18 protein-coding genes are annotated in these 22,694 nt (G+C 60.0%); 12 read left to right on the top strand and 6 right to left on the bottom strand.

The features are described from left to right. The 6 genes from RTS12_RS09710 to RTS12_RS09690 all read right to left on the bottom strand — a co-directional run. Positions 1-1,609: DUF4118 domain-containing protein (locus tag RTS12_RS09710; RefSeq protein ID WP_312527928.1), on the bottom strand; the 1,609-nt coding region annotated here is incomplete at its 3' end. 9 nt (positions 1,610-1,618) lie between these two features. Then, positions 1,619-2,173, bottom strand: a complete 555-nt coding sequence (gene kdpC / locus RTS12_RS09705; protein ID WP_312527925.1) for a potassium-transporting ATPase subunit KdpC — start codon at positions 2,171-2,173, stop codon at positions 1,619-1,621. A gap of 9 nt (positions 2,174-2,182) precedes the next feature. Further along, positions 2,183-4,222, bottom strand: a complete 2,040-nt coding sequence (gene kdpB, locus RTS12_RS09700; RefSeq protein ID WP_312527923.1) for a potassium-transporting ATPase subunit KdpB — start codon at positions 4,220-4,222, stop codon at positions 2,183-2,185. Between the two features lie 10 nt (positions 4,223-4,232). Then, complete coding sequence (gene kdpA, locus RTS12_RS09695) at positions 4,233-5,918, bottom strand: potassium-transporting ATPase subunit KdpA (protein ID WP_312527921.1); 1,686 nt, start codon at positions 5,916-5,918, stop codon at positions 4,233-4,235. A 1-nt stretch (position 5,919) separates the two neighbouring features. Next, positions 5,920-6,006, bottom strand: coding sequence for a potassium-transporting ATPase subunit F (locus RTS12_RS20790; protein ID WP_409455679.1), 87 nt, complete (start codon positions 6,004-6,006; stop codon positions 5,920-5,922). Positions 6,007-6,017: 11 nt separating this feature from the next. After that, positions 6,018-6,248, bottom strand: coding sequence for a hypothetical protein (locus RTS12_RS09690; RefSeq protein WP_312527919.1), 231 nt, complete (start codon positions 6,246-6,248; stop codon positions 6,018-6,020). Between the two features lie 866 nt (positions 6,249-7,114). On the opposite strand from RTS12_RS09690, the gene RTS12_RS09685 reads away from it, so the two are divergent. From RTS12_RS09685 to RTS12_RS09630, 12 genes are all read left to right on the top strand, one after another. Continuing rightward, entirely contained in the window at positions 7,115-8,704 is a 1,590-nt protein-coding gene (locus RTS12_RS09685; RefSeq protein ID WP_312527917.1) for an ABC transporter substrate-binding protein, read from the top strand. A gap of 54 nt (positions 8,705-8,758) precedes the next feature. After that, positions 8,759-9,745: an ABC transporter permease gene (locus RTS12_RS09680; RefSeq protein ID WP_312527915.1), complete on the top strand. Its 987-nt coding sequence runs from the start codon at positions 8,759-8,761 to the stop codon at positions 9,743-9,745. 2 nt (positions 9,746-9,747) lie between these two features. Next, positions 9,748-10,563 carry an ABC transporter permease gene (locus tag RTS12_RS09675; protein WP_312527930.1) on the top strand — a complete coding sequence of 272 codons (816 nt, stop codon included), beginning with the start codon at positions 9,748-9,750 and terminating at the stop codon, positions 10,561-10,563. Beyond that, positions 10,560-12,191, top strand: coding sequence for an ABC transporter ATP-binding protein (locus RTS12_RS09670; protein ID WP_312527914.1), 1,632 nt, complete (start codon positions 10,560-10,562; stop codon positions 12,189-12,191). The genes RTS12_RS09675 and RTS12_RS09670 overlap by 4 nt, the downstream gene beginning before the upstream one ends. A gap of 19 nt (positions 12,192-12,210) precedes the next feature. Beyond that, entirely contained in the window at positions 12,211-14,202 is a 1,992-nt protein-coding gene (locus RTS12_RS09665; RefSeq protein WP_312527912.1) for a CocE/NonD family hydrolase, read from the top strand. Between the two features lie 621 nt (positions 14,203-14,823). Then, positions 14,824-15,888 carry a transporter substrate-binding protein gene (locus RTS12_RS09660; RefSeq protein WP_312527910.1) on the top strand — a complete coding sequence of 355 codons (1,065 nt, stop codon included), beginning with the start codon at positions 14,824-14,826 and terminating at the stop codon, positions 15,886-15,888. Continuing rightward, positions 15,888-16,496: an ANTAR domain-containing response regulator gene (locus RTS12_RS09655; RefSeq protein ID WP_312527908.1), complete on the top strand. Its 609-nt coding sequence runs from the start codon at positions 15,888-15,890 to the stop codon at positions 16,494-16,496. The genes RTS12_RS09660 and RTS12_RS09655 overlap by 1 nt, the downstream gene beginning before the upstream one ends. Next, positions 16,468-17,370, top strand: coding sequence for an ABC transporter permease (locus RTS12_RS09650; protein ID WP_312527906.1), 903 nt, complete (start codon positions 16,468-16,470; stop codon positions 17,368-17,370). The genes RTS12_RS09655 and RTS12_RS09650 overlap by 29 nt, the downstream gene beginning before the upstream one ends. After that, positions 17,370-18,290, top strand: a complete 921-nt coding sequence (locus RTS12_RS09645; RefSeq protein WP_312527904.1) for an ABC transporter permease — start codon at positions 17,370-17,372, stop codon at positions 18,288-18,290. Before RTS12_RS09650 ends, RTS12_RS09645 begins: the two co-directional genes overlap by 1 nt. A gap of 28 nt (positions 18,291-18,318) precedes the next feature. Further along, entirely contained in the window at positions 18,319-19,932 is a 1,614-nt protein-coding gene (locus tag RTS12_RS09640) for an ABC transporter substrate-binding protein (protein ID WP_312527901.1), read from the top strand. Between the two features lie 9 nt (positions 19,933-19,941). Then, the gene (locus tag RTS12_RS09635; RefSeq protein WP_312527898.1) at positions 19,942-20,901 is read left to right on the top strand and encodes an acetamidase/formamidase family protein; all 960 of its coding nucleotides are present in this window, start codon (positions 19,942-19,944) and stop codon (positions 20,899-20,901) included. Beyond that, positions 20,898-22,688 carry an ABC transporter ATP-binding protein gene (locus RTS12_RS09630; RefSeq protein WP_312527896.1) on the top strand — a complete coding sequence of 597 codons (1,791 nt, stop codon included), beginning with the start codon at positions 20,898-20,900 and terminating at the stop codon, positions 22,686-22,688. The genes RTS12_RS09635 and RTS12_RS09630 overlap by 4 nt, the downstream gene beginning before the upstream one ends. The last annotated feature ends 6 nt before the right edge of the window (positions 22,689-22,694 follow it).

Genomic DNA, 22,694 nt, shown 5'->3' with positions numbered 1-22,694 from the left:
CGGTCGTGCTGGCCGAGGCAATCTTGCGGGCAAAATCATAAAGCGTTTGAAGGCGCGCCTGTGTGACGCGCATGAATTCGATCTGCTGCTTCAACCGCCCGGCAAGGCTGCCTGTAAACAGCGCGGAAACCGTGAAAACCAAGAGCGCCACCACCGATTCATGGCTTGCCACCCGCAAAGAAAAATAGGGTGAGGTGAAGAAATAATTATAGGCCAAAAATCCCATCACGCTGGCCAGAACGGCCCCCGCAATGCCGCGTCGCATGCCCATCGACAAGACGCCGACCAGATAGATCACCGCAAGCGAGGCCACAGGCACGAAGCGATCAAAGGGCGCGGCAATCAGGGTCGAGATGGCCGTCACGCCAAGCGCCTCGATGAACTGGATCGGCCAGCCCGTGATTTTATGACGCGGCCTGGGGCTGGGCGCGGCATATTCGGCGGTTGGCGCGAGAATAGTGACCTCGAAATCAACTGCTTTTTCAAGGACATGCTCCGAAAGCGGCGGCATGATCCGCGCCATCAGCTTTTGCCACCAGCCGCCCCCGATGGCGCGGCCAAGGATCAGCCGCGAGGCCTTGTGGCGCCGTGCCGCGGCCAATAGCTCGTCAGCCACATCCGCGCGATCCGCGCGCAGGATCTGAACCTCGGCGCCCAGTCGCTCGGCCAGGCTCAGCGCATCTGCCATGTTCCCTGCAGCCTCGGGGCCGCGCCGCTCGATTTCGGGGGTGATGACCGTCGCCACGATCCAAGGAATACGCGCACGGTCTGTCATGCGGCGCCCGGCGCGGACCAGTGCCTTGGCTGTCGACGGATCATCCAGACAGACCAACAGGCGATCTTGTGTCGCCAAACGTCCGTTCCCCTGGTTCAGCGCCAGCATCTCGGCATCGACGCGACTGGCAGCCGTGCGCAATGCCAGCTCACGCAGCGCCGTCAGATTGGGCTTGGAAAAGAAATTCAGCAGTGCCCGCCCTGCCTCGACGGGCATATAGACCTTGCCCTCGCGCATGCGCTTGATCAGATCCTCGGCCGGAAGGTCGATCATGCGGATCTCATCGGCGCGCTGCAAGATCGCATCGGGAACGGTTTCCTGCACACGCACCCCGGTGATGCGTGCCACGACATCGTTCAAACTGTCGATATGCTGGATATTGAGGGTGGTATAGACATCGATACCGGCGGCCAGCACCTCCTGAACGTCCTGCCAGCGCTTGGGGTGGCGCGCGCCGGGAACATTGGTATGGGCCAGCTCATCGATCAGCGCCAGACGTGGGCGCCGTTCAAGCAGCGCATCCAGATCCATCTCGGACATCTGCCGCCCGCGATAGGTCACCATCCGGCGCGGCAGCTGCTGAAGATGGGTCAAAAGCGCCCCGGTTTCGGCGCGCCCATGCGTCTCGGCCAAAGCCACGACGACATCGATGCCTGCGGCATCATCGGTGCGGGCCTCTTCCAGCATGGCATAGGTTTTGCCAACGCCCGGAGAGGCCCCCAGAAAGATCTTTAGCCGCCCCGGCGCCGAGCCCGGTTGCACCCCCTGCCCGGCCTCGGCATTGGCCTCGGATAAAAAGCTCTCGGGATCGGGGCGCGGGGCGTCGTGGTCCATGGCCCGATCCTAGCGGGACAAATCATCAAGCGCGAGATTGGTTTCCAGCACATTCACAATGCTGTCGCCCACAAAACCAAAGGCCGGTCGCGTGCTGGCCTGACGCAGTGCAGCCAGCACATCATTTTCCGACAGACCGCGCGCCCGTGCGATCCGGGGCAGCTGTCGCATCGCAGCCTTCAGGGTGATCTGGGGGTCAAGCCCCGAACCCGATGCGGTCGCCATTTCCGACGGCACCGGCAGCTGGCCAAAGGCCGCGGCGCGCGTCTTGACGGCTTGCAACAACGCCTTTCTGGAGGGCGCAAGGTTCGAGCCTGAGGATGCGGCGCCATTATAGGCGGGATCAGTGCTGGAGACGCGGCCGTGCAGATATTCGGGTCGCGTGAAATCCTGCCCGATCAGACGAGAGCCGATGATTTGACCATCGCGCTCGATCAGGCTGCCATTGGCCTGAGCGGGAAACATCACCTGCCCCAGCCCGGTCATGGCCAAAGGATAGGCCAGTCCCAAAAGCACCGAAAAGAAGCCAAGGAAAACAATTGCCGGACGAATTTGTGAGATCATCAGATCACCTCAAGCCAGATGGGCCAGATCGACAAGCATATCGATCAGCTTAATGCCAATGAAGGGCGCGACAAGGCCGCCAAGCCCATAAATCAACAGGTTACGCGACAATAACGCCCCCGCAGGCGCCGGGCGGTATTTGACGCCCTTCAGCGCCAAGGGGATCAACGCGACAATGACCAGAGCATTGAAAATGATCGCCGAAAGAATCGCCGATTGCGGTGAACCCAGCCCCATCACATCCAGCGCCGAAAGCCCGGGATAGGCCGCAACGAACAAAGCCGGCAGGATCGCGAAATATTTCGCGACATCATTGGCGATGGAGAAGGTTGTCAGTGCCCCGCGCGAGATCAGCAATTGTTTGCCCACCATCACAATCTCGATCAGCTTGGTGGGGTCGCTGTCCAGATCGACCAGATTGCCCGCCTCTTTTGCCGCAGGCGTGCCGGAATTCATCGCGACACCGACATCGGCCTGCGCCAAGGCGGGCGCATCATTGGAACCATCACCGCACATCGCAACCAGCCGACCTTGTGCTTGCTCGGCGCGGATCAGTTCAAGTTTGCGCTCGGGCGTGGCCTCGGCAAGGAAATCGTCAACTCCGGCCTCGGCTGCAATCGCTGCAGCGGTCAAAGGGTTGTCTCCGGTGATCATCACCGTGCGAATTCCCATCTGGCGCAATTGTGCAAACCGCTCGCGGATGCCGGGTTTCACGACATCCTTCAGGTGAATCACCCCCAAAAGCCGAGAGTTCAATGCGACCACCAAGGGCGTGCCACCCGACATTGCGATGCGGCGCACCAGCGGATCGACCTGAGCCGTGCCTTCTTGGGGAAAGCTGCGCGCCATTGCATCTGACGCGCCTTTGCGAATTTGGCGCCCGTCTGGCAGATCGACCCCTGACATCCGCGTCTGCGCCGTGAAGGGCACGAATTGCGCGCCAAGGCGCAGGCTCCCCTCAACAAAGCCGTGTCGTTTGACCGCCAGATCCACCATAGATTTTCCCTCGGGGGTGTCATCTGCAAGCGAGCTGGCCCAAGCCGCCTGCGCCAGATCGGCCTCGGTCACCCCAGAAACAGGCAGGAACTCTTCGGCCATACGATTGCCAAAGGTGATGGTACCGGTTTTATCCAAAAGCAGAACGTCAATATCGCCAGCCGCCTCGACCGCGCGGCCCGATTTGGCGATGACATTGGCCTTGACCAAGCGATCCATACCCGCAATGCCGATGGCCGAAAGCAGCCCCGCAATGGTGGTCGGGATCAGCGTCACGAAAAGGGCCGCCAGATAGATCACGGGGATCTGCGCCCCTGCCCAGCCCGTGAACACCGGCAATGTCGCCACCACCAGCAAAAAGACCAATGAGAGGCCCGCCAGCAGAATGTCCAAGGCGATTTCATTCGGGGTCTTGGCACGTTTGGCCCCCTCTACCAGCGCGATCATGCGATCGAGAAAGGTCTCGCCGGGTTTCGCAGTGACTTTGACGACCAACCAGTCCGACACCAGCCGCGTGCCCCCGGTCAGCGACGAGCGATCTCCACCGCTTTCGCGAATGACAGGCGCAGATTCCCCGGTAATGGCGCTTTCATCGACCGAAGCCACCCCCTCGATCACCTCGCCATCGGTGGCAACAATGTCGCCTGCCTCGACAAGGATCAGCTCGCCCGGTTCGATTGTGTCAATATCTTGCATCTCGAAAAGATCGCGACGCGCGGGGTCCAGCAAGACCTTGGCCTTGGCCGTGGCGCGCGTGGCCCGAAAAGCGTCAGCACGCGCCTTTCCCCGCCCCTCGGCCACGGCCTCGGCGAAATTGGCAAAAAGCACGGTCGCCCAAAGCCAAAGCGCGATCTGGATCGACAGAAATGTGCCGGGCTGACCCCATTTCGCCAAGGTCAGGATGCTGGTCACCAAAGCCACAAGCGAGGTTGCAAAAATCACCGGGTTGCGGGCAAGGCTGCGCGGGTCCAGTTTACGAAAGGCCGCAAGTATTGCTGGCTTCACGATCTCGGGTGCCAATAGCGCAATTTCGGATTTGTCGTGTTTTGACATGAGTATACCCTCAGAATGTCTGTCCGGCCAAGATCGCCACCTGTTCGGCAATCGGGCCAAGCGCCAGCACGGGCAGGAAAGTCAGCGCGCCGACAATCAGGATCGTCGCGACAAGAAGGATGGTGAAGGCGCTGCCATGGGTCGGAAAGGTTCCCGCCGTTACAGGCGCGCGGGTTTTGGCGCCAAGGCCCCCGGCGATGGCCAGCACCGGCACGATATAGCCCCATCGCCCGATCATCATCGCAAGGCCGATCATGGTGTTGTGCCAGGTGGTATTGGCGCCAAATCCGGCAAAGGCAGAGCCATTGTTGGCGGTGCCCGAGGCATAGGCATAGACCAGCTCGGTCAGCGCATGGGGGCCGGCATCCTGCACCGCCGTCTGCGCATTCCCGGTCAGAATCGCCAGGGCGGACAGCACCAATACACCAATGGGCATGACCAACAGGGTTAATGCGGCAAGTTTCATCTCGCGCGCCTCGATCTTCTTGCCCAGCCATTCGGGGGTCCGCCCCACCATCAACCCAGCAATGAAGACCGTCAGCACGATGTAAAGCACCATGCCGTAAAAGCCCGCGCCAACCCCGCCATAGGTGATCTCGCCCAAAAGCATATTGAACAGCGGGATCATGCCGCCAAGCGCCATCAGGCTGTCATGCATTGCATTGACTGCCCCGCAAGAGGCAACGGTTGTGGCCACCGTGAAAAGCACGGTCTGGGCAAGACCAAAGCGGGTTTCCTTGCCCTCCATCGAAACGCCGGGATCGGTGATACCGGAATAAAGCCGGTTGCCATGGGCCTCGAGGAAATAGGCGGATAAAAGCACGGCAACGAAAAGCGCGCTCATCGCGACGTAGGTGGCAATCCCTTGCCGCCTGTCCCCCGCCATACGTCCAAAGAAAAAGGGGAATGCCGCCGGGATCGCCAGGATGGCATAGATCTGGATCAGATTGGTCAGCGCATTCGCATTCTCATAGGGATGTGCGGCATTAGCGTTGAAAAATCCCCCGCCGTTGGTGCCCAGCATCTTGATGGCGTCCTGGCTGGCAACCGGGCCCTGCGCGATGATCTGCTGCGCCCCCTCCAAGGTCGTTACGCTGACATGGGCCAGCAGGTTTTGCGGCTGACCTTGCCAGATCAGAACCAATGTGATCGCAATCGCACCGGGCAGCAGCAGATAAAGCACGCCGCGTGTCAGATCGACCCAGAAATTGCCCAGATCCTTGACCGAGCGTCCGACAAGGCCACGCACGACCGCAACGGCCACCGCGATCCCTGTCGCCGCCGAGACGAAATTTTGCACCGTCAGGCCAAACATCTGGCTGAAATGACTTAGCGCAACCTCGCCGCCATAGCTTTGCCAATTGGTGTTGGTCATAAAGCTGATGGCCGTATTGAAGGCCTGCGCCGATGGTATTCCACCAAAGCCCTGCGGATTGAAAGGCAACCAGCCCTGACCGCGCAGCACCGCGAAAAGCAGCACAAACCCCGCAGCGTTAAAGGCAAGTACGCTCATGGCATAGCTGGTCCAGCGCTGCCCCCGCCCGCTGACACCCGCAAGCGTCAACAAGCGTCGCTCAAGCGGTGCCATCCAGGTCAGCCCCCCGTTAAAGACCCGCTCCATATAGGCGCCAAGGGCAAGGCCAAGCATCGTCAGGCCAGCCAGAAACAGCGCAAAAAAGGCCAGATCGGCTGTCATGTCAAAACCTCTCGGGCGCAAGAAGCGCGATCAGAAAATAGACGAGCAAGGCAAGGGCCAGCGCGCCACCAAGAAGAAGATCGAACATCTCTGCCCCCTTTAAAGCCGGTCCGCTGCCCGCACCGCCACGGCAGCAAGGACAAAAAGGGCAAGGCCACCGACCAGAAACAAAACATCGCTCAGCATGGTTTTCTCCCACGGGTTATGGGGAATCCTGCGTGCAAAGCGCGTAAAGCGGCTATGGCGAAAGTCCGAAATTCCATAAAGCCAGCGTAAAATCCCGCTGACATCGCGCGCCCGATCAAATTTCCCCGCTGTCGGCCCGGGCATGGTCACTGACTGCGGGAGGGGCGTACCGTGACCCTGAGGCGTAGGGTCCTTGGCGCACAGATTTCCAAGGCAAATCCTTTGGGGCGAAAGCAGCATCGTACCAAGCGCCTGCCCGCCCTTGGTTAGGTGGTGCCCGACTTAAGGCCCCGATGGTCCCGGCCAAAGCCGCTTCCTGTGCTTTGACGCGCGCCAGATCGGACCAAACACCCCTTTCGGGGCCAGGGCAGATTGCGGAAGTTGCGCGCGACCGATGTCCCTGTTTACAGGCATGCGGGCATCTGGCGGTGATGAATAGGTAAAAAATACAAAATGTTAATCGATGCGCTATCCCCAAGCGTTTCACTTAGGAAATCATGTCGCATGCAGGTTGAACGAATCGGATCCCCAGAATTAGGTCAAAAAAAGCTGCGACCTTTGGCGGGCGCTTGCGCGATTAATTGCTGGGCAGCATCAGGCCTTGCGGCGGCGCCTTGATCCGCCCAATTGCATCCTAATTTGGATTTATAAGGGCAGTCATCAAAGCTGCTGCCTTGCTTTCCGTGATGAAGGAACAAAAGAACATATTATTTATAATATATTGTATTATCATATTATTATAAAACATATTTAATGTTATTTATCATATGGATTTATACTGCAAATCATCGCCATTTCTGCCTTTCCGGACCTGAAACCAGCTGACGGTAGCCGCCCTAGGGTGCTGCTCGGTGTAAAGGCAACCCCAGGGTGCGGCTTCGCGAAAAAGTGCCATCAGTCGTAAATTTCGGTTGAAAAGATGCGACGGGATCGAAACCCTGACCCTGTGAAACGACGCAGAACATAAAGAGCGCCCCATTCACAGCGGCGCCGCATGACAGGGTAAAATGATGTCTAAATTCACGACATTTCTACTGGATCAGGCGAACCGGGGTCGGATGGGCCGACGCGAATTCCTTGGCCGGGCAATGGCAGGCGGGGTGACGCTGGTTGCGGCCACAGCGCTTTATTCCGGCACCGCCGCCGCGCAGGAGCCAAAACGGGGTGGCCATCTTAAACTGGGCATCGGCGGGGGCGCCTCGACCGATACGCTGGACCCGGCGGGCTATAGCGGCTCTTTCAACTTCCTTGTAGGCCATAGCTGGGGCGATACGCTGGTCGAGTCCCATCCCGAAACCGGTGAGGCGCTGCCCAATCTGGCGCAAAGCTGGGAGCCATCGGCCGATGCCAGCGTTTGGCGTTTCAAGATCCGGCAGGATGTGAAGTTCCATGACGGAACACCCATGACCACGGCCGATTGCGTTGCAACCCTGCGCCGTCATGCCGATGAAAAATCGCAATCCGGCGCGATGGGTCTTTTAAGCTCGTTGAAAACCATCGAAGAGGACGGGGGCGATCTGCTGATCACGCTCAGCGCGCCCGACGCCGACCTGCCTTTGATTTTGACCGATTATCACCTGATGATCCAACCCAAAGGTGGTGCCGAGGCCCCCGCAGCGGCGATTGGCACCGGCCCCTATAAACTGACCAATTATCAGGCGGGTGTGCGCGCCGCATTCGAGAAGAACTCGGACGACTGGCGCAGCGACCGCGGCTTTGTCGATAGCTTCGAGATGCTGGCGATGAATGATGCGACCGCACGGGTGGCGGCGCTTTCCTCGGGGCAGATCGACTTTATCGATATGGTCGATGCCAAGACGGTGCCCCTGTTGCAGCGTGCGCCGACCGTCCAGATCCTGACCTCGAAGGGCAAAGGGTTTTATGCGTTTTTGATGCATTGCGACACCGCACCTTTTGACAACAATGATCTGCGGCTGGCGCTGAAATACGCGATCGACCGCGAGGCGATGCTGAACCAGATCCTTGGCGGATACGGCTCGATCGGCAATGATTTCCCGGTTAACAATGCCTATGCGCTGTTCCCCGAGGGGATCGAGCAGCGGGTCTATGACCCTGACAAGGCAAAGTTCCATTACGAAAAATCGGGCCATTCGGGCGCAATCCAGTTGCGCACATCGAATGCTGCCTTCCCCGGCGCGGTCGATGCGACGGTCCTGTTTCAACAAAATGCCGCCGCCGCCGGTATTCAACTGGATGTGCGGCGCGAGCCTGACGACGGCTATTGGACCAATGTGTGGAATGTGCAGCCGTTTTGCGCCTCATATTGGGGCGGTCGCCCGACGCAGGATTCACGCTATTCGACCAATTACGTCTCCACGGCCGAATGGAATGACACGCGCTTCAAACGCCCCGATTTCGACAAGCTTGTTCTGCAGGCGCGCGGCGAATTGGACCAGGAAAAACGCAAAGAGCTGTATCGCCAGATTGCCATGATCCAGCGTGACGAAGGCGGCACCATTTTGCCGGTCTTTAACGATTACATCAACGCTGGCAGCAAACGCCTTCAGGGCTTTGTGCCCGATATCGGCAATGACCTATCGAACGGCAAGCTGGCCAGCCGCGTCTGGTTGGACAGCTGATTTGAAATCCGGGCGCGGCAGCCTTTGCCGCGTCCAGACCGGGGAAACCGTGATATGACCGCATCTTTGCGCCGGTGGGCCGCAAGCCATTCTTTGGCGGCGTTGATCCTGAAGCGTCTGGGCATAAGCGTGCTGCTGCTTCTGGCCGTATCTTTAATGATTTTCGTGGGGGTCGAGGCCCTGCCCGGCGATTTTGCCACCACCTATCTGGGACAATCGGCAACTCCGCAGGCTGTGGCGAATATCCGAGCCGAGCTGGGCTTGGATCAGCCGCTTTTAACGCGCTATGTCCAATGGCTGGCTGGCGCTTTGCACGGGGATTTCGGTAATTCCTGGGCCAGTCGCGCCCCGGTGGCGGGCCAGATCGCGGACCGGCTGGGCAATTCGCTGTTTCTTGCAGCCGTGGCCGCCGTCATCGCAGTACCGCTGGCAATCCTTTTGGGGCTGGTTGCGGTGCTGACCCGCGACACCTTTCTGGACCGGGTCATCAATGTGGTCACCTTGGCCGCGATCTCTTTGCCTGAATTCTTTGTCGGATACCTGCTGATCCTGGTCTTTGCGGTCAAGCTTGGTATCGCGACCTTCCCCTCGACCATCTATGACGGGATGCCCCTGGCGGCAAAGCTTCAGGCCATCGCCCTGCCCGTTGCCACGCTGGTGCTGGTCGTTCTGGCCCATATGATGCGCATGACCCGAGCCGCCATCATCTCGGTCCTGTCTTCGGCCTATATGGAAACGGCAGAGCTGAAGGGCCTTAGCCCGTGGCGCGCCATTTTGCGCCATGCGGCCCCCAATGCGATCGCGCCCATCGTCAATGTCGTCGCCCTGAACCTTGCCTATCTGATCGTTGGCGTCGTCGTGGTCGAGGTGGTTTTCGTCTATCCGGGAATGGGACAGTATATGGTCGATGCCGTGACCGTGCGCGATATGCCCGTCGTGCAAGCCTGCGGGCTGATCTTTGCTGCGGTCTATATCCTGCTGAACATGACGGCCGATATCGTCGCCATCGTCTCGAACCCGCGATTGAGGCACCCAAGATGAAACTGCGATCTATCCCCTTTTCCGCATGGGTGGGCATTGCAGGCATCCTATTGGTGCTGACCTGCGCTTTGTTTGCGCCCTGGATCGCGCCCTATGGGGAAAGCGCAATCGTCGGAGAGGTCTGGGCCCCAATGGGTGGGGACTTTGTGCTGGGGACCGACAATCTGGGCCGCGATTTAGCCTCGCGCCTGATCTATGGCGCACGCACCACGCTGTTCGTGGCGCTGGCGGCTTCGGTCTTATCCTTTGCGATCGGCATCGCGTTAAGCTTTGTCGCGGCCGTCAATCGCGGGCTGATCGACAGCATCTTATCGCGCTTCAATGATCTGATGATGGCCATTCCCACATTGATCTTTGCTTTGGTCGTGCTGGCGTCCCTGCCCCAAAACCTGTGGGTCTTGATCACGGTCATGGCCGTTCTGGATTCGACACGAGTGTTTCGCCTTGGTCGCGCAGTGGCGCTTGACGTGGCGGTCATGGAATTCGTCGAGGCGGCGCAACTGCGTGGCGAAAGCACCGCCCATATCGTTTTCCGCGAGATCTTGCCCAATACATTATCGCCCCTGCTGGCGGAATTCGGGCTGCGCTTTGCTTTCGCCGTCCTGTTTTTGTCGACCCTGTCCTTTCTGGGCCTGGGAATTCAGCCGCCGACTGCGGATTGGGGCGGAATGGTCAAAGATAATAAGGATGGGATCATTTTCGGTGTGGGCGCGGCACTTATTCCGGGTGTGGCCATCGCGACGCTGGCAATTTGTGTCAATCTGGTGGTGGATTGGCTTCTCAAGCGCACCTCCAGCCTGAAAGGAGGCCGCGGATGAGCGATCTATTGCAGGTGCGCGATCTGCGCATCTCGGCGCGGACCTATCCCCCAGATGCCCCCGCACATGAGGTCGAGATCGTCAAAGGCATCGATTTCGATCTGACCAAGGGGCGCGTGCTGGGCCTGATCGGCGAATCCGGCGCGGGCAAATCCACCATCGGCCTTGCGGCGCTGGGGCATGGACGCTCGGGCGTTCGGATATCGGGCGGCAAAGTCCTGCTGGACGATCAGGATCTTTTGGCCCTTTCCGCGCGCGGCATCAGAGATCTGCGTGGGCGCCGGGTCTGTTATGTGGCCCAATCGGCGGCGGCGGCCTTTAACCCTGCCCATACGCTGATGCATCAGATCACCGAGGCCAGCCTGCTGCACGGGCTGATGTCGCGCGACGAGGCTCAGGCAAGGGCGCGACAATTGTTTGAAACGCTTGGCCTGCCCGATCCCCAACATTTCGGCGATCGCTATCCGCATCAGGTCTCGGGCGGTCAATTGCAGCGCGCGATGACGGCCATGGCCCTCTGCCCGCGCCCCGATCTGATCGTCTTTGACGAGCCGACGACAGCCTTGGACGTGACCACACAGCTTGACGTCCTTGCCGCGATCAAACGCGCCATCGAAGAGACGGGAACCGCGGCCATCTATATCACGCATGACCTGGCCGTCGTCGCGCAGATCGCCGATGAAATCATGGTGCTACGCCATGGCGAGATGGTCGAGCATGGCACCACGCGCCAGATCATCGAGGCGCCAAAGATGGACTATACCCGCGCGCTGTTGAATGTGGGCGCGCTTGAGCGGCCCGAGGCAAAAGATCAATCCGGCGCTCTTTTACGGTTGCGCAATATTCATGCAGGCTATGGCAGCGGTATGAAGGTGCTGGATGACATCTCTTTGCACATCCCCCGCGGTCAGACCCTGGCGGTGGTCGGTGAATCTGGCTCGGGCAAATCGACGCTGGCGCGGGTGATCACCGGGCTTTTGCCCCCGTCACAGGGCACCGTGGAATTTGACGCAAAGCCCTTGTCGCCAATGCTGAAGGGCCGCGACAAAGAGGCGCGACGCCGCATCCAGCTGATCTATCAGATGGCGGATACGGCGATGAACCCGCGCCAAACTGTGGCCCAGATCATCGCCCGCCCGTTAAGCTTTTACTTCGGCCTGACCGGTGCAGCACGACGCGCGCGCGTGGCCGAGTTGCTGGAACAGATCGAGATGGGCAAGGGCTTTGCTGATCGCTATCCAGCCGAACTGTCGGGTGGACAGAAACAGCGCGTGGCGATTGCGCGCGCCTTGGCTGCAAAACCAGATCTGATTTTATGCGATGAACCGACCTCGGCGCTGGACCCGCTGGTCGCGGATGGGATCTTGCGCCTGCTGTTGCGGCTGCAACGTGAAACGCAGATTTCCTACATGTTCATCACCCATGACATTCACATCGTCCGCGCCATCGCTGACAGTGTGGCGGTGATGTACAAGGGTCGGCTGCAGCGCTACGGCCCCAAATCCGAGGTCATGTCCCCGCCCTTTGACGATTACACCGATCTTCTGCTGAAATCGGTGCCCGAGATGAAACAGGGCTGGCTGGAAACGGCCCTGACTGAACGGCGCATGACCAGCGCCGACAACTGATCCCCAATGCGAGAATGACATGAGCTGCGACTTTTCTGTAATCGACAACCATTGGATCACGCTTGCCGACGGCACCCGTTTGGCTGCAAGGATCTGGATGCCTAAAGGGGCCGAGGCCGATCCGGTCCCTGCCGTTCTGGAATTTCTGCCCTACCGCAAACAGACCGGCACCGAGGCGCGCGACGATTCCACCTATCCGGTTTTCGCTGCTGCCGGCATCGCAGGTATCAGGGTCGATATTCGCGGCTCTGGTGAATCCGACGGGGTCATCGATGGCGAATATTCCCCGTTGGAATTGGCCAATGCCGCAGAAATCATTGGCTGGATCGCGCAGCAGCCCTGGTCGAATGGCAGCGTGGGGATGATGGGGATCTCATGGGGCGGGTTCAACTGCCTGCAAGTCGCAGCCCTGCGTCCGCCCGCTTTGAAGGCGGTCATCTCGATCGCATCGACCGTGGACCGCTATAATGATGACATCCATTATAAGGATGGCTGCCACCTGTCGGCCCAGCTTTCATGGGCGGCCACGATGCTGGCCTATCAGTCACGCTGTCCGGACCCTGAACTGGTCGGTGCAAATTGGCGCGAGATGTGGCTAGAGCGGCTGCGCGACGAGCCCTATTTCATGGAGGAATGGCTGGCGCATCAATGCCGCGATGCATTCTGGAAGCACGGCTCGATCTGCGAAGATTTTGACGCGGTCGAGATCCCCTCTCTGGTCATTGCGGGCTGGGCGGATGGCTATCGCAACACCCCCCTCAAGGCGGTGGCGGGGATGGGCGCGAAATCCAAGGCGATCATCGGGCCATGGGTGCATAAATATCCGCATTTCGCCTGGCCCAAGCCGCGTGCCGATTTTCACGCCGAGGCCATCAGATGGTGGAACCGCTGGTTGCGCAATGAAGAAAACGGCGCGGAAGATCTGCCACAGGTTCGCGCCTATATCCTTGACGCGATCCGCCCCGCCCTGCGCCGCGAGCATGATGCCGGGCGCTGGATCGCCAAAGAGCGCTGGTCCGAGCCTGAACTGCTGACGCTTTACGGCCCACAGCTGACGCAGGCCCCACAGCCAAGCGGTGCGCAGTCCGGCAAGACCGTCTTTCTGCGCAGCCCGCTGGACAGTGGCACTGCGGCGGGCGAGTGGTTCACGCTGAAACCCGATGCAGAGCTGCCCCAGGATCAGCGCGGCGATGATGCAGGCGCACTGGTCATGCAGACTGCGCCGCTGTCACAGCCAATCGATCTGCTTGGTCGCGCCAAGGTCACGCTGCGCCTGTCTTGTGAGGCGGATTGGGCCAATATCGTGGCGCGTCTTGTCGATATTCACCCCGACGGCACCGCAACGCGGATCTGCTATGGTGTGCTGAACCTTGCCCATCGCGAAAGCAATGAAAGCCCAAGCGCCATGCCGCAAGGCAAAATGGTCGAGGTCACGCTGACCTTGGATGCCTGCGGCTATCACCTGCGCCCCGGTCACTGCCTGCGCCTTGCGCTTGGCACCTCTTATTGGCCCACCATCCTGCCCCCACCCAGCGATCCCGGCGTGAATATCGATCTGGACAGTGTCAAATTGGATCTGCCGCTTTTGGGGCAATGCGCGGAGGTGCAGCTGCCCGAGCCGGAAAACCCCGATCCTTTGCCGAAATATCTTGAGCACAGCAAAGGCGACACCTCGCGGCGCGTTATCCGCGATCTGGGCACTGGCCGCACCGAATACCATATTCACGATGATAGCGGCCTGACCGAAGTTCCCGGCATTGGCATGATCCATGGCGAGGTCCGCGACGAGGTCTGGTCGATCACCCTTGGTGATCCCCTCTCGATGCGGGGCCATTGCCGTTGGACCATTCAGATGCAGCGCGGTGATTGGGCCGTGCGCACCTTGTCCGAAGCCTGGATGGAATGCAGCGCGACCGATTGGATCTTGCGTGCCAAAGTGACCGCTTGGGAAGGGGACGAAATCGTCTCTGAGCGCAGCTTTGAACGGACCATCCCGCGCAACTTCATGTAACGACCCCTGTGCTGGCGCAAGAACGCGCGCCAGCACAGCTTGCTGCCAGCACGACCATGGCGATGAGCGCAAGGCCGCGCCAACCTGACCCTTGGCATTGAGATTGACCCCACGCGGTTCAAGGATAGAAAAATCCGGCCCCCATCGCACCGTCGCTTGGGGGCCTTTCAGATCAGCTGGCGCTTATGCATCCCGCAAGCGACAGCCGATCTGACCCTATCAAGGCGTCACAGGTGCACGGGCAGCTACACCCGTGTCAGCCGTGCCGCCTTCCGGCGGGATTGATGCTGAGCAAGGGTTTGCTCCCAAAAACCTGCGCCAAGACGGCATTCTTGCACCTCCAGACGGCGATCAGCGCGGCAAGGCCCCTGCCGGGAAAGCTGCGTTAAGCCTGGCCAGACCATCTCGCGCCGACAATCCGCCCCCACAACATCTGCGACAATATATTGCGCATTATGTGGTCTTTGCGACATGGATGGCACTCTGACCACGATTCAGACTAATGATCTTCCATTCCGATTCAATATCGGTTAGCATTCCTTCAAATATTGGCATCAGGGCCCCCGCAACGATCTGTGTACTCCACGATCGTGCTGGGGCTTTTTTACGTTCTGGGACCGCATGAAACGGATCGTCGACATTGGAATTCTGCAATCGCAAAGCGGGGCCTATGCCGCTTTGTCGCAGACCAGCCGCGCGGGCGCTTTGCAAGGCGTGGCCGAGGTCAATGCTGACCCCGCCTATGATCTTGGCTTGCGCACCATCGAACGTGATCCCGAAGGGCGGTTGGATCGATATGCGCCGCTTTGCCGCGACATTCTGGGCCAAGGCGGCGTTCATCATATTTTTGGCTGCGTCACTTCGGCCAGCCGCAAGGAAGTTATCCCTGAATTAGAGCGTTCAGGCGGTGTCTTGTGGTATTCGGCACCCTATGAGGGGTTCGAGGCATCCGAGCATGTTGCCTATACCCATTCCTGCCCCAACCAGCATTTGCTGCCGCTGTTGGAATGGGCCCTGCCCGCTTTGGGCCGCCGCGCCTATCTGGTGGGTTCAAACTACATCTGGGGCTGGGAAATGGCCCAGATTGCCCGCGCCGAAGTCACGGCATCAGGGGGCGAAATTCTTGGTGATCGCTATCTGGCGGTAGGCGACACCGGGCTTGACCATATCTTGCATGAAATCAAGGCGCTCAAGCCCAGCTTCATCCTGAACTCACTGATTGGGGAAAGCTCTTACGCCTTCTTAAGGCGCCTGCGTGCTTGCGCTGGCCCCGAGGCCGAGACGCCGGTGCTGTCTTGCAACTTCACCGAAAGCGAGCTGGCCTTGGCGGGCGATGCAGCCGAGGGGCTGATCTCGGCAGGCCCGTGGTTTGAGCCCCAATCAGGGCAACGCGGATCTTTTGCGGAAATGGCGCGGCAATCGGTTCATCAGCTGGCGCGCCTTCTGCATGCCCGGCCCGGCGCCGAGGCACTGCCTTTGGCCGAACTGCTGGCACTTGCACGTCATGATGCGATCAAGCCCCGGCTTCACCCCGAACATTTCCACGCGCGCCAGCCCGTCGTGATCGCCCGGCTGCAATCCGGCCGCTTCAACGAGATCAAGCACTTGCCCGAGCGCGAGGCCGATCCCTTTCTGACCCGGCGCGATAGCCCGCGCGCGGGCGTCTCGCTAAAGGTGGTGTCTTGATGCGCGTGCGCACTGAAAACCTTGGCAATGCAACCGCATGGATCCTGCATCGCCCGCACCCCGCCGTTCAGGGGCTGATCCGCCAGCTTCGCGTGATCGGACTCGAGGTGCGTGAAGCATGGCCCGACCTTCCTGCCGAAGCGATTGCAGCCGATTTCATCTTTTACGATGCCGATGCAGGTCATGACGCCCAATTCCCCTGGGCGGCCGGAAAATCGCCTATGCCCATGATCGCCATGGTCGCATCCGAGGCGCCGGGCCGTCTGAAATGGGTGCTGACCATGGGCGCACATGCGCTGTTGCTAAAGCCCGTCAGCGACAAAGGGGTCTATGCCGCTTTGCTGGTGGCGCGCAGCAATTTCGACCGCGCCAACGCCTCTGCGGCGCTGATCGCAGATCTTGAGAACCGCCTTTCGGCCCGTCAGACGGTCGTGCAAGCCGTCATGATTTTCGTGCTGCGCGGCAAGACCGAAGCCGAAGCCTATGAACTTTTGCGCCAGACCGCGATGGCCTGGCGTGTCACCATCGAGACGGCTGCCGAACGGCTGGTCTCAAGCCATGCCAATGAAAGAACCGCGAATGACGGCAAACGCATCGACCTTGCCTGAGCCTCAGACCGTGCCAAGCAACGGCCCTTCTGCCATCCGGCGGCTTTTGGGGCGCAAGCTGGCACTTGTTGGGCTGGTCATTATGGTGATCTGTATCGGTGGCGCAATTTTTGCGCCCCTGATCGCACCATTCGATCCCAATGAGCAATTCTTTGATGGGCTGACCATCGAAGGGGCGCCCTTGGCACCGGGTGCAACCTATTGGTTTGGCACCGATCTTTTGGGGCGCGATCTGTTCTCACGCCTGCTTTATGGTGCGCGAACCTCTTTGGTGATCGGCATCGTCGCCAATGGCGCGGCGCTGGTGATTGGCACGCTGATCGGTGTCACCGCAGGTTATTTTCGCGGCCCTATCGGTGCGGTGCTGATGCGCTTTACCGATCTGATGATGGCCTTTCCCGCGCTCCTTCTGGCGATTTGCCTTGCGGCGATTTTCACGCCTTCGCTGTGGATCGTGGCTATGGTCATCGCTTTCGTAAACTGGGTGCAAACCGCCCGAGTGGTCTTTACCCAGACCTCGTCCCTGGCCGAGCGTGACTTTATCGCGGCGGGAAAAACCCTTGGCGCGGGGCATCTGCGCACACTCTTTCGCCATATTCTGCCCCATCTTGTCCCCACGCTGATCGTCTGGGCCACATTGGGCATTTCCACGACGGTCCTTCTTGAGGCGACCTTGTCATTTCTGGGTGTGGGCGTTCAGCCTCCGACGCCGTCCTGGGGCAATATCATCTTCGAGAACCAGACCTATTTCCAGTCGGCACCCTGGCTGGTCTTTATCCCCGGCGCGGCAATCTTGCTGCTGGCGCTTGCCTTCAACCTGGTCGGAGATGCGCTGCGCGACATTCTTGACCCTACCCAGCAGGGGCGCGACTGATGCTGTCCTATTTTCTGCGCCGCCTGATCCAATCTGCATTGATCCTGCTGGGGGTGTCTTTCATCACCTTCGTGCTGCTTTATGTCTTGCCTGCCGACCCCGTGAGGCAGATCGCCGGTCGCTCGGCCACGCCTGAAACCGTCGAAAGCATCCGCCGCCAGCTTGGCCTTGATCAGCCGTTTTTCGTCCAATACGGCCATTATCTGTGGAACCTGCTGCATGGGGATCTGGGCCGGTCCTATTTGCAAAAAACCGAAGTCTCGGCGCTGCTGGTCTCGCGGCTACCTGCCACGCTTCAGCTGATGGTCGCGGCGATTTTCTGCGAGCTGGCCATCGGGCTGACCCTAGGCGTAATTGCCGCCCTTTACCGGGGTCGCGCGCTAGACAATATCTTGATGCTTGGCAGCTTTGTGACCGTTTCGGCGCCGCAATTCGTGGTGGCGCTTTTGCTGCTTTACGTCTTTGCGGTCAAACTGGGCTGGTTCCCGATCGGCGGCTACGGCACCTTTGCGCATCTGGTTTTGCCCGCATTGACCCTCGGGATTCTGGGGTCGGGCTGGTATTCGCGTATCATGCGCTCGTCGATGCTGGATGTGATGCGCGCCGATTTCATCCGCACCGCCCGCGCCAAGGGTTTGGGGCGCTGGCGCATCATTTTGGGCCATGCCCTGCCCAATGCGATCTTGCCGATCATCGCCATGATCGGGATCGACATCGGCATGTTCATGTCCGGCATCGTCGTGGTCGAAAGCGTCTTTGGCTGGCCTGGCATCGGCCAGCTTGCATGGCAGGCCATTCAGCGCGTCGACATTCCCATCATCATGGGCGTCACCATCGTCTCGGCAGTTGCCATCGTCATTGGCAACCTGCTGGCGGATCTGGTGGCGCCGCTGATCGATCCCCGTATCAAACTTCAATGAAAAAACGTCTCAACAGGAGTGTAGAAGAATGAAGAAACTGGTTCTTTCAACGGCTCTGGCCGCGATCCTCGCCCTGCCCCAGATGGGCGTGGCCCAGGCCCAAGAGCCGCGCCACGGCGGCAATATGATCCTGACCTATAAGGATGATGTCGCAACCCTTGATCCGGCCATCGGCTATGACTGGCAAAACTGGTCAATGATCAAATCGGTGTTTGACGGGTTGATGGATTATGTCCCCGGCACGACCGAGCTGCGCCCCGGCCTTGCGGAAAGCTATCAGATTTCCGGTGATGGGCTCAGCTATACCTTCAAGCTGCGTCCGGGCATCAAATTCCACAATGGCCGCGAGATGACCGCCGAGGATGTGGTCTATTCGATCAATCGCGCGGTTGATCCGGCAACCCAATCCCCCGGTCAGGGCTTTTTCGGGATGATCGAGGGCTTTGACGATGCCGCCGCCGGCAAAGGTCCGCTGTCAGGCCTAAGCGCGCCCGATGGCTCGACCGTCGTCTTTAAGCTGTCGCGCCCCGATGCGACTTTCTTGCATATCATGGCGCTGAACTTCTCTTACGTCGTCCCCAAAGAGGCGGTCGAGGCAGCAGGCGCGGATTTCGGCAAAAAGCCCGTCGGCACGGGCGCGTTCAAATTGGCGGAATGGACGCTTGGCCAGCGCCTCGTCTTTGAAAAGAACGCTGACTACTGGATCGAGGGTGTCCCCTATCTCGACAGCTTCACGGTCGAAGTTGGGCAAGAGCCGGTCGTGGCGCTGTTGCGCGCGCAAAAGGGCGAGATCGACATTCCCGGCGACGGCATTCCGCCGGCGAAATTCGTCGAAGTCATGTCCGACCCCGAGCAGGCCAAACAGGTCGTCGAGGGCGGGCAGCTGCACACCGGCTATATCACGATGAACGTGACCCAGCCGCCCTTCGACAAGGTCGAGGTGCGCCGCGCCGTCAATATGGCCATCAATAAGGACCGCATCATTCAGGTCATCAATGGCCGTGCGATCCCCGCCAACCAACCTTTGCCCCCGACGATGCCGGGCTATACCAAGGATTACGCGGGGTATCCGTTCGATCAGGAAGGCGCCAAGAAATTGCTGGCCGAAGCGGGCCACGGCGACGGATTCGAGACCGAGCTCTTCGTGATGAACACCGACCCGAACCCGCGCATCGCTCAGGCGATCCAGCAAGACCTTAAGGCAATCGGCATCAATGCGGCGATCAAATCGCTGGCACAGGCCAATGTGATCGAAGCAGGCGGCGCAGGAACCGCACCCATGATCTGGTCGGGCGGCATGGCCTGGATTGCCGATTTCCCGGATCCGGCCAACTTCTACGGCCCGATCCTGGGTTGCGGCGGTGCGGTCGAGGGTGGCTGGAACTGGTCCAAATACTGCAACAAGGATCTGGATGCCAAGGCCGTCGAGGCCGATTCCATCGTCGATCCCGCCAAGGCAGACGAGCGGTTGGCCAAGTGGTCCGAAATCTACATGGGCGTGATGCAGGATGCTCCTTGGGCGCCGGTCTTTAACGAGCAGCGCTTTACCCTGAAATCCGCGCGTATGGGCGGCGATGACGCGCTTTATGTCGATCCGGTCTCGATCCCGGTCAACTACGACTACGTCTTCATCAAGGAGTGATCTTTCGCCATGTGCAAGCATTGCAACCATACAATTCACGCCCATCAGCATCACTTCGGCTGGGACAATTCCTTTGCGCCCGCGCTGACAGCGACGCCGGGCGAGACGATCTTGTTTCAATGCCTTGACAGTTCCGGGGGCCAACTTGGCCCCCGCTCGACCGTCGAGGATGTCGGGGCGCTTGATTTCGGCAAGATCAACCCGGTTTCGGGTCCGATTTATGTCGATGGCGCCAAGCCCGGTGATGTCTTGAAGGTCACCATCGACAGCTTTACCCCCCAGCTGCGCGAGGGCGCGGGCTTTGGCTGGACCGCCAATATTCCGGGCTTTGGCCTGCTGGCGGATCAGTTCAAAGATCCTGCGCTGACGGTGTGGAAATTCGATGCCTCCAGCATGGAGCCCGCACTATTCGGTCAGCATGGGCGCGTGCCGCTCAAGCCTTTTGCGGGAACGATCGGCAATGCTCCTGCCGCGGCAGGGCATCATTCAGTCGTGCCCCCGCGCCGGGTTGGTGGCAATCTGGACATTCGCGATCTGGCTGCCGGAACCACGCTTTATCTGCCGGTCGAGGTTGATGGCGCGCTGTTCTCGGTGGGTGACACCCATGCCGCACAGGGCGATGGCGAGGTTTGCGGCACTGCAATCGAAAGCCCGTTTGACGTTGTGCTGACCTTGGACCTGATCAAGGACCAACCGCTTAAGACGCCGCGCTTTACCACGCCCGGCCCGGTTACCCGCCATCTGGACGCCAAGGGCTATGAGGTCACGACTGGGATCGGCCCCGATCTATGGGCCGCTGCAACCGACGCGGTGGCGAATATGGTCGATCTTTTGTGCGCGACCCAAAAGCTGAACCCGGTTGATGCCTATATGCTGGTCTCGACCTGTGGTGATCTGCGCATTTCGGAAATCGTCGACATGCCCAATGTCGTTGTCAGCTTCTATTTCCCAAGGGCCGTCTTCGAATGAGCATGTCCGAGCCGCTATCCCCCCTGCCGACCCCCGCCCCCGACGGCGCGCCCGTTTTGTCGGTGCGCGACCTGCAAGTCTCGGCCAGATCCGAGACCGGGCTGATCACGCTTGTGCATGGGCTCAGCTTTGATCTTCATCGTGGCGAGACGCTGGCAATCGCTGGGGAAAGCGGCTCGGGCAAATCCATCACCTCTTTGGCCTGTATGCGGCTGCTGCCCGAACCTGCGGTGCGCATCACCGGCGGCTCGGTCAATCTGGGAGGGACCGATCTGACGCGGCTAAGCGAGGCGCAGATGAAGCCCTTGCGCGGTGCCCGCATCGCGATGATCTTTCAAGAGCCGATGACCGCGCTTAACCCGGTCATGACCATCGGCCGACAATTGACCGAGGCCATTCGCACCCATGATCCGATGCCCATCCGCCAGGCGCGCACACGCGCGCTGGATGCTTTGCGCGCGGTCCGGCTGTCTCAGCCCGAAAAGCGGCTAGAGCAATATCCGCATGAGCTGTCGGGCGGCATGCGTCAGCGTGTGATGATCGCCATGGCGATTGCGCTTCGCCCTGATGTGCTGATCGCCGATGAGCCGACGACGGCGCTGGATGTCACGGTTCAGCGCGAGGTTCTTGACCTGTTGCGCGATCTGCAACGCGAACTGGGCACGGCGGTTATTCTTATCACCCATGACATGGGCGTTGTCGCGGAAATGGCAGACCGCGTCATTGTCATGCGTAAGGGAAGCGTCGTCGAGACCGCCCCTGTTGCAGACCTTTTTGCCGCGCCGCGCGAAGCCTATACCCGCGAGCTGTTGGCGGCGGTGCCGCGCATCGGGCATGGCGCGCCCCGCCCACAGGCGCCCAAGCGCGATCTTTTGGTGCGCTATGACGAGGTATCTGTCCATTTCCCGATCCGTCAGGGTTTACTGGGTCGGGTCGGTGCCAAGGTTCACGCGGTCGAAAAGGTCTCGCTCGAGATTTTCCGGGGTGAAACTCTGTCGTTGGTCGGGGAATCTGGTTGCGGCAAATCGACCATGGCCAAGGCATTGGTCGGACTGGTTCCCCATAGCGGTCAAATCCGGATCAATGGTCAGGCCATGGCGGAACTTGACAGCAAGGGCCGCAAAGCCATGCGCCGAGATTTGCAGATCGTGTTTCAAGATCCGATGGCCGCGCTGGATGCCCGCATGACAGTGGGCGAATTGATCCGAGAGCCTTTGGTCATCCATGGCATCGGCTCGGCTGACGATCAGCGCGCGCGCGTGCGCGAGCTGCTCGAGCGCGTGGATCTGCCCGCAAGTTCCTATCATCGCTATCCCCATCAGTTTTCAGGTGGTCAGCGCCAACGGATCTGCATTGCCCGCGCATTGGCGCTGAAGCCCAAGTTGATTGTCTGTGATGAAAGCGTGGCGGCGCTGGATGTCTCGATCCAGGCGCGAGTCTTGGATCTTTTGCGCGATTTGCAGCGCGAGACCGGCGTGACCTATTCGTTCATCAGCCATGATATGGCGGTGGTTGAAAATATCACGGATCGTGTGGCGGTGATGTATCTGGGCCAGATCGTTGAAATGGGCAGCCGTGCCCAGCTTTTCAGCAATCCTCAGCATCCCTATACGCAACGCCTTTTGGCAGCCGTGCCCGTGCCCGACCCCACGCGCATTCGCGAACCCAGCCCAAGGCTGAGCGGTGAAATCCCCAGCCCGGTCTGGCCCGTCGGCGCCGGCCCTCAAAGGTTACAGCTGACCGATATTGGCGATGGTCATCTGGTCGCACTTGAGGCCAACACTTAACCCCCG

Origin of the sequence: Paracoccus sp. (in: a-proteobacteria) (genome assembly GCF_032007265.1) — a bacterium.
Classification (GTDB): Bacteria; Pseudomonadota; Alphaproteobacteria; order Rhodobacterales; family Rhodobacteraceae; genus Paracoccus.
Note: the sequence above shows the minus strand (reverse complement) of the source record. Positions and strands in the feature narration are given on the sequence as shown.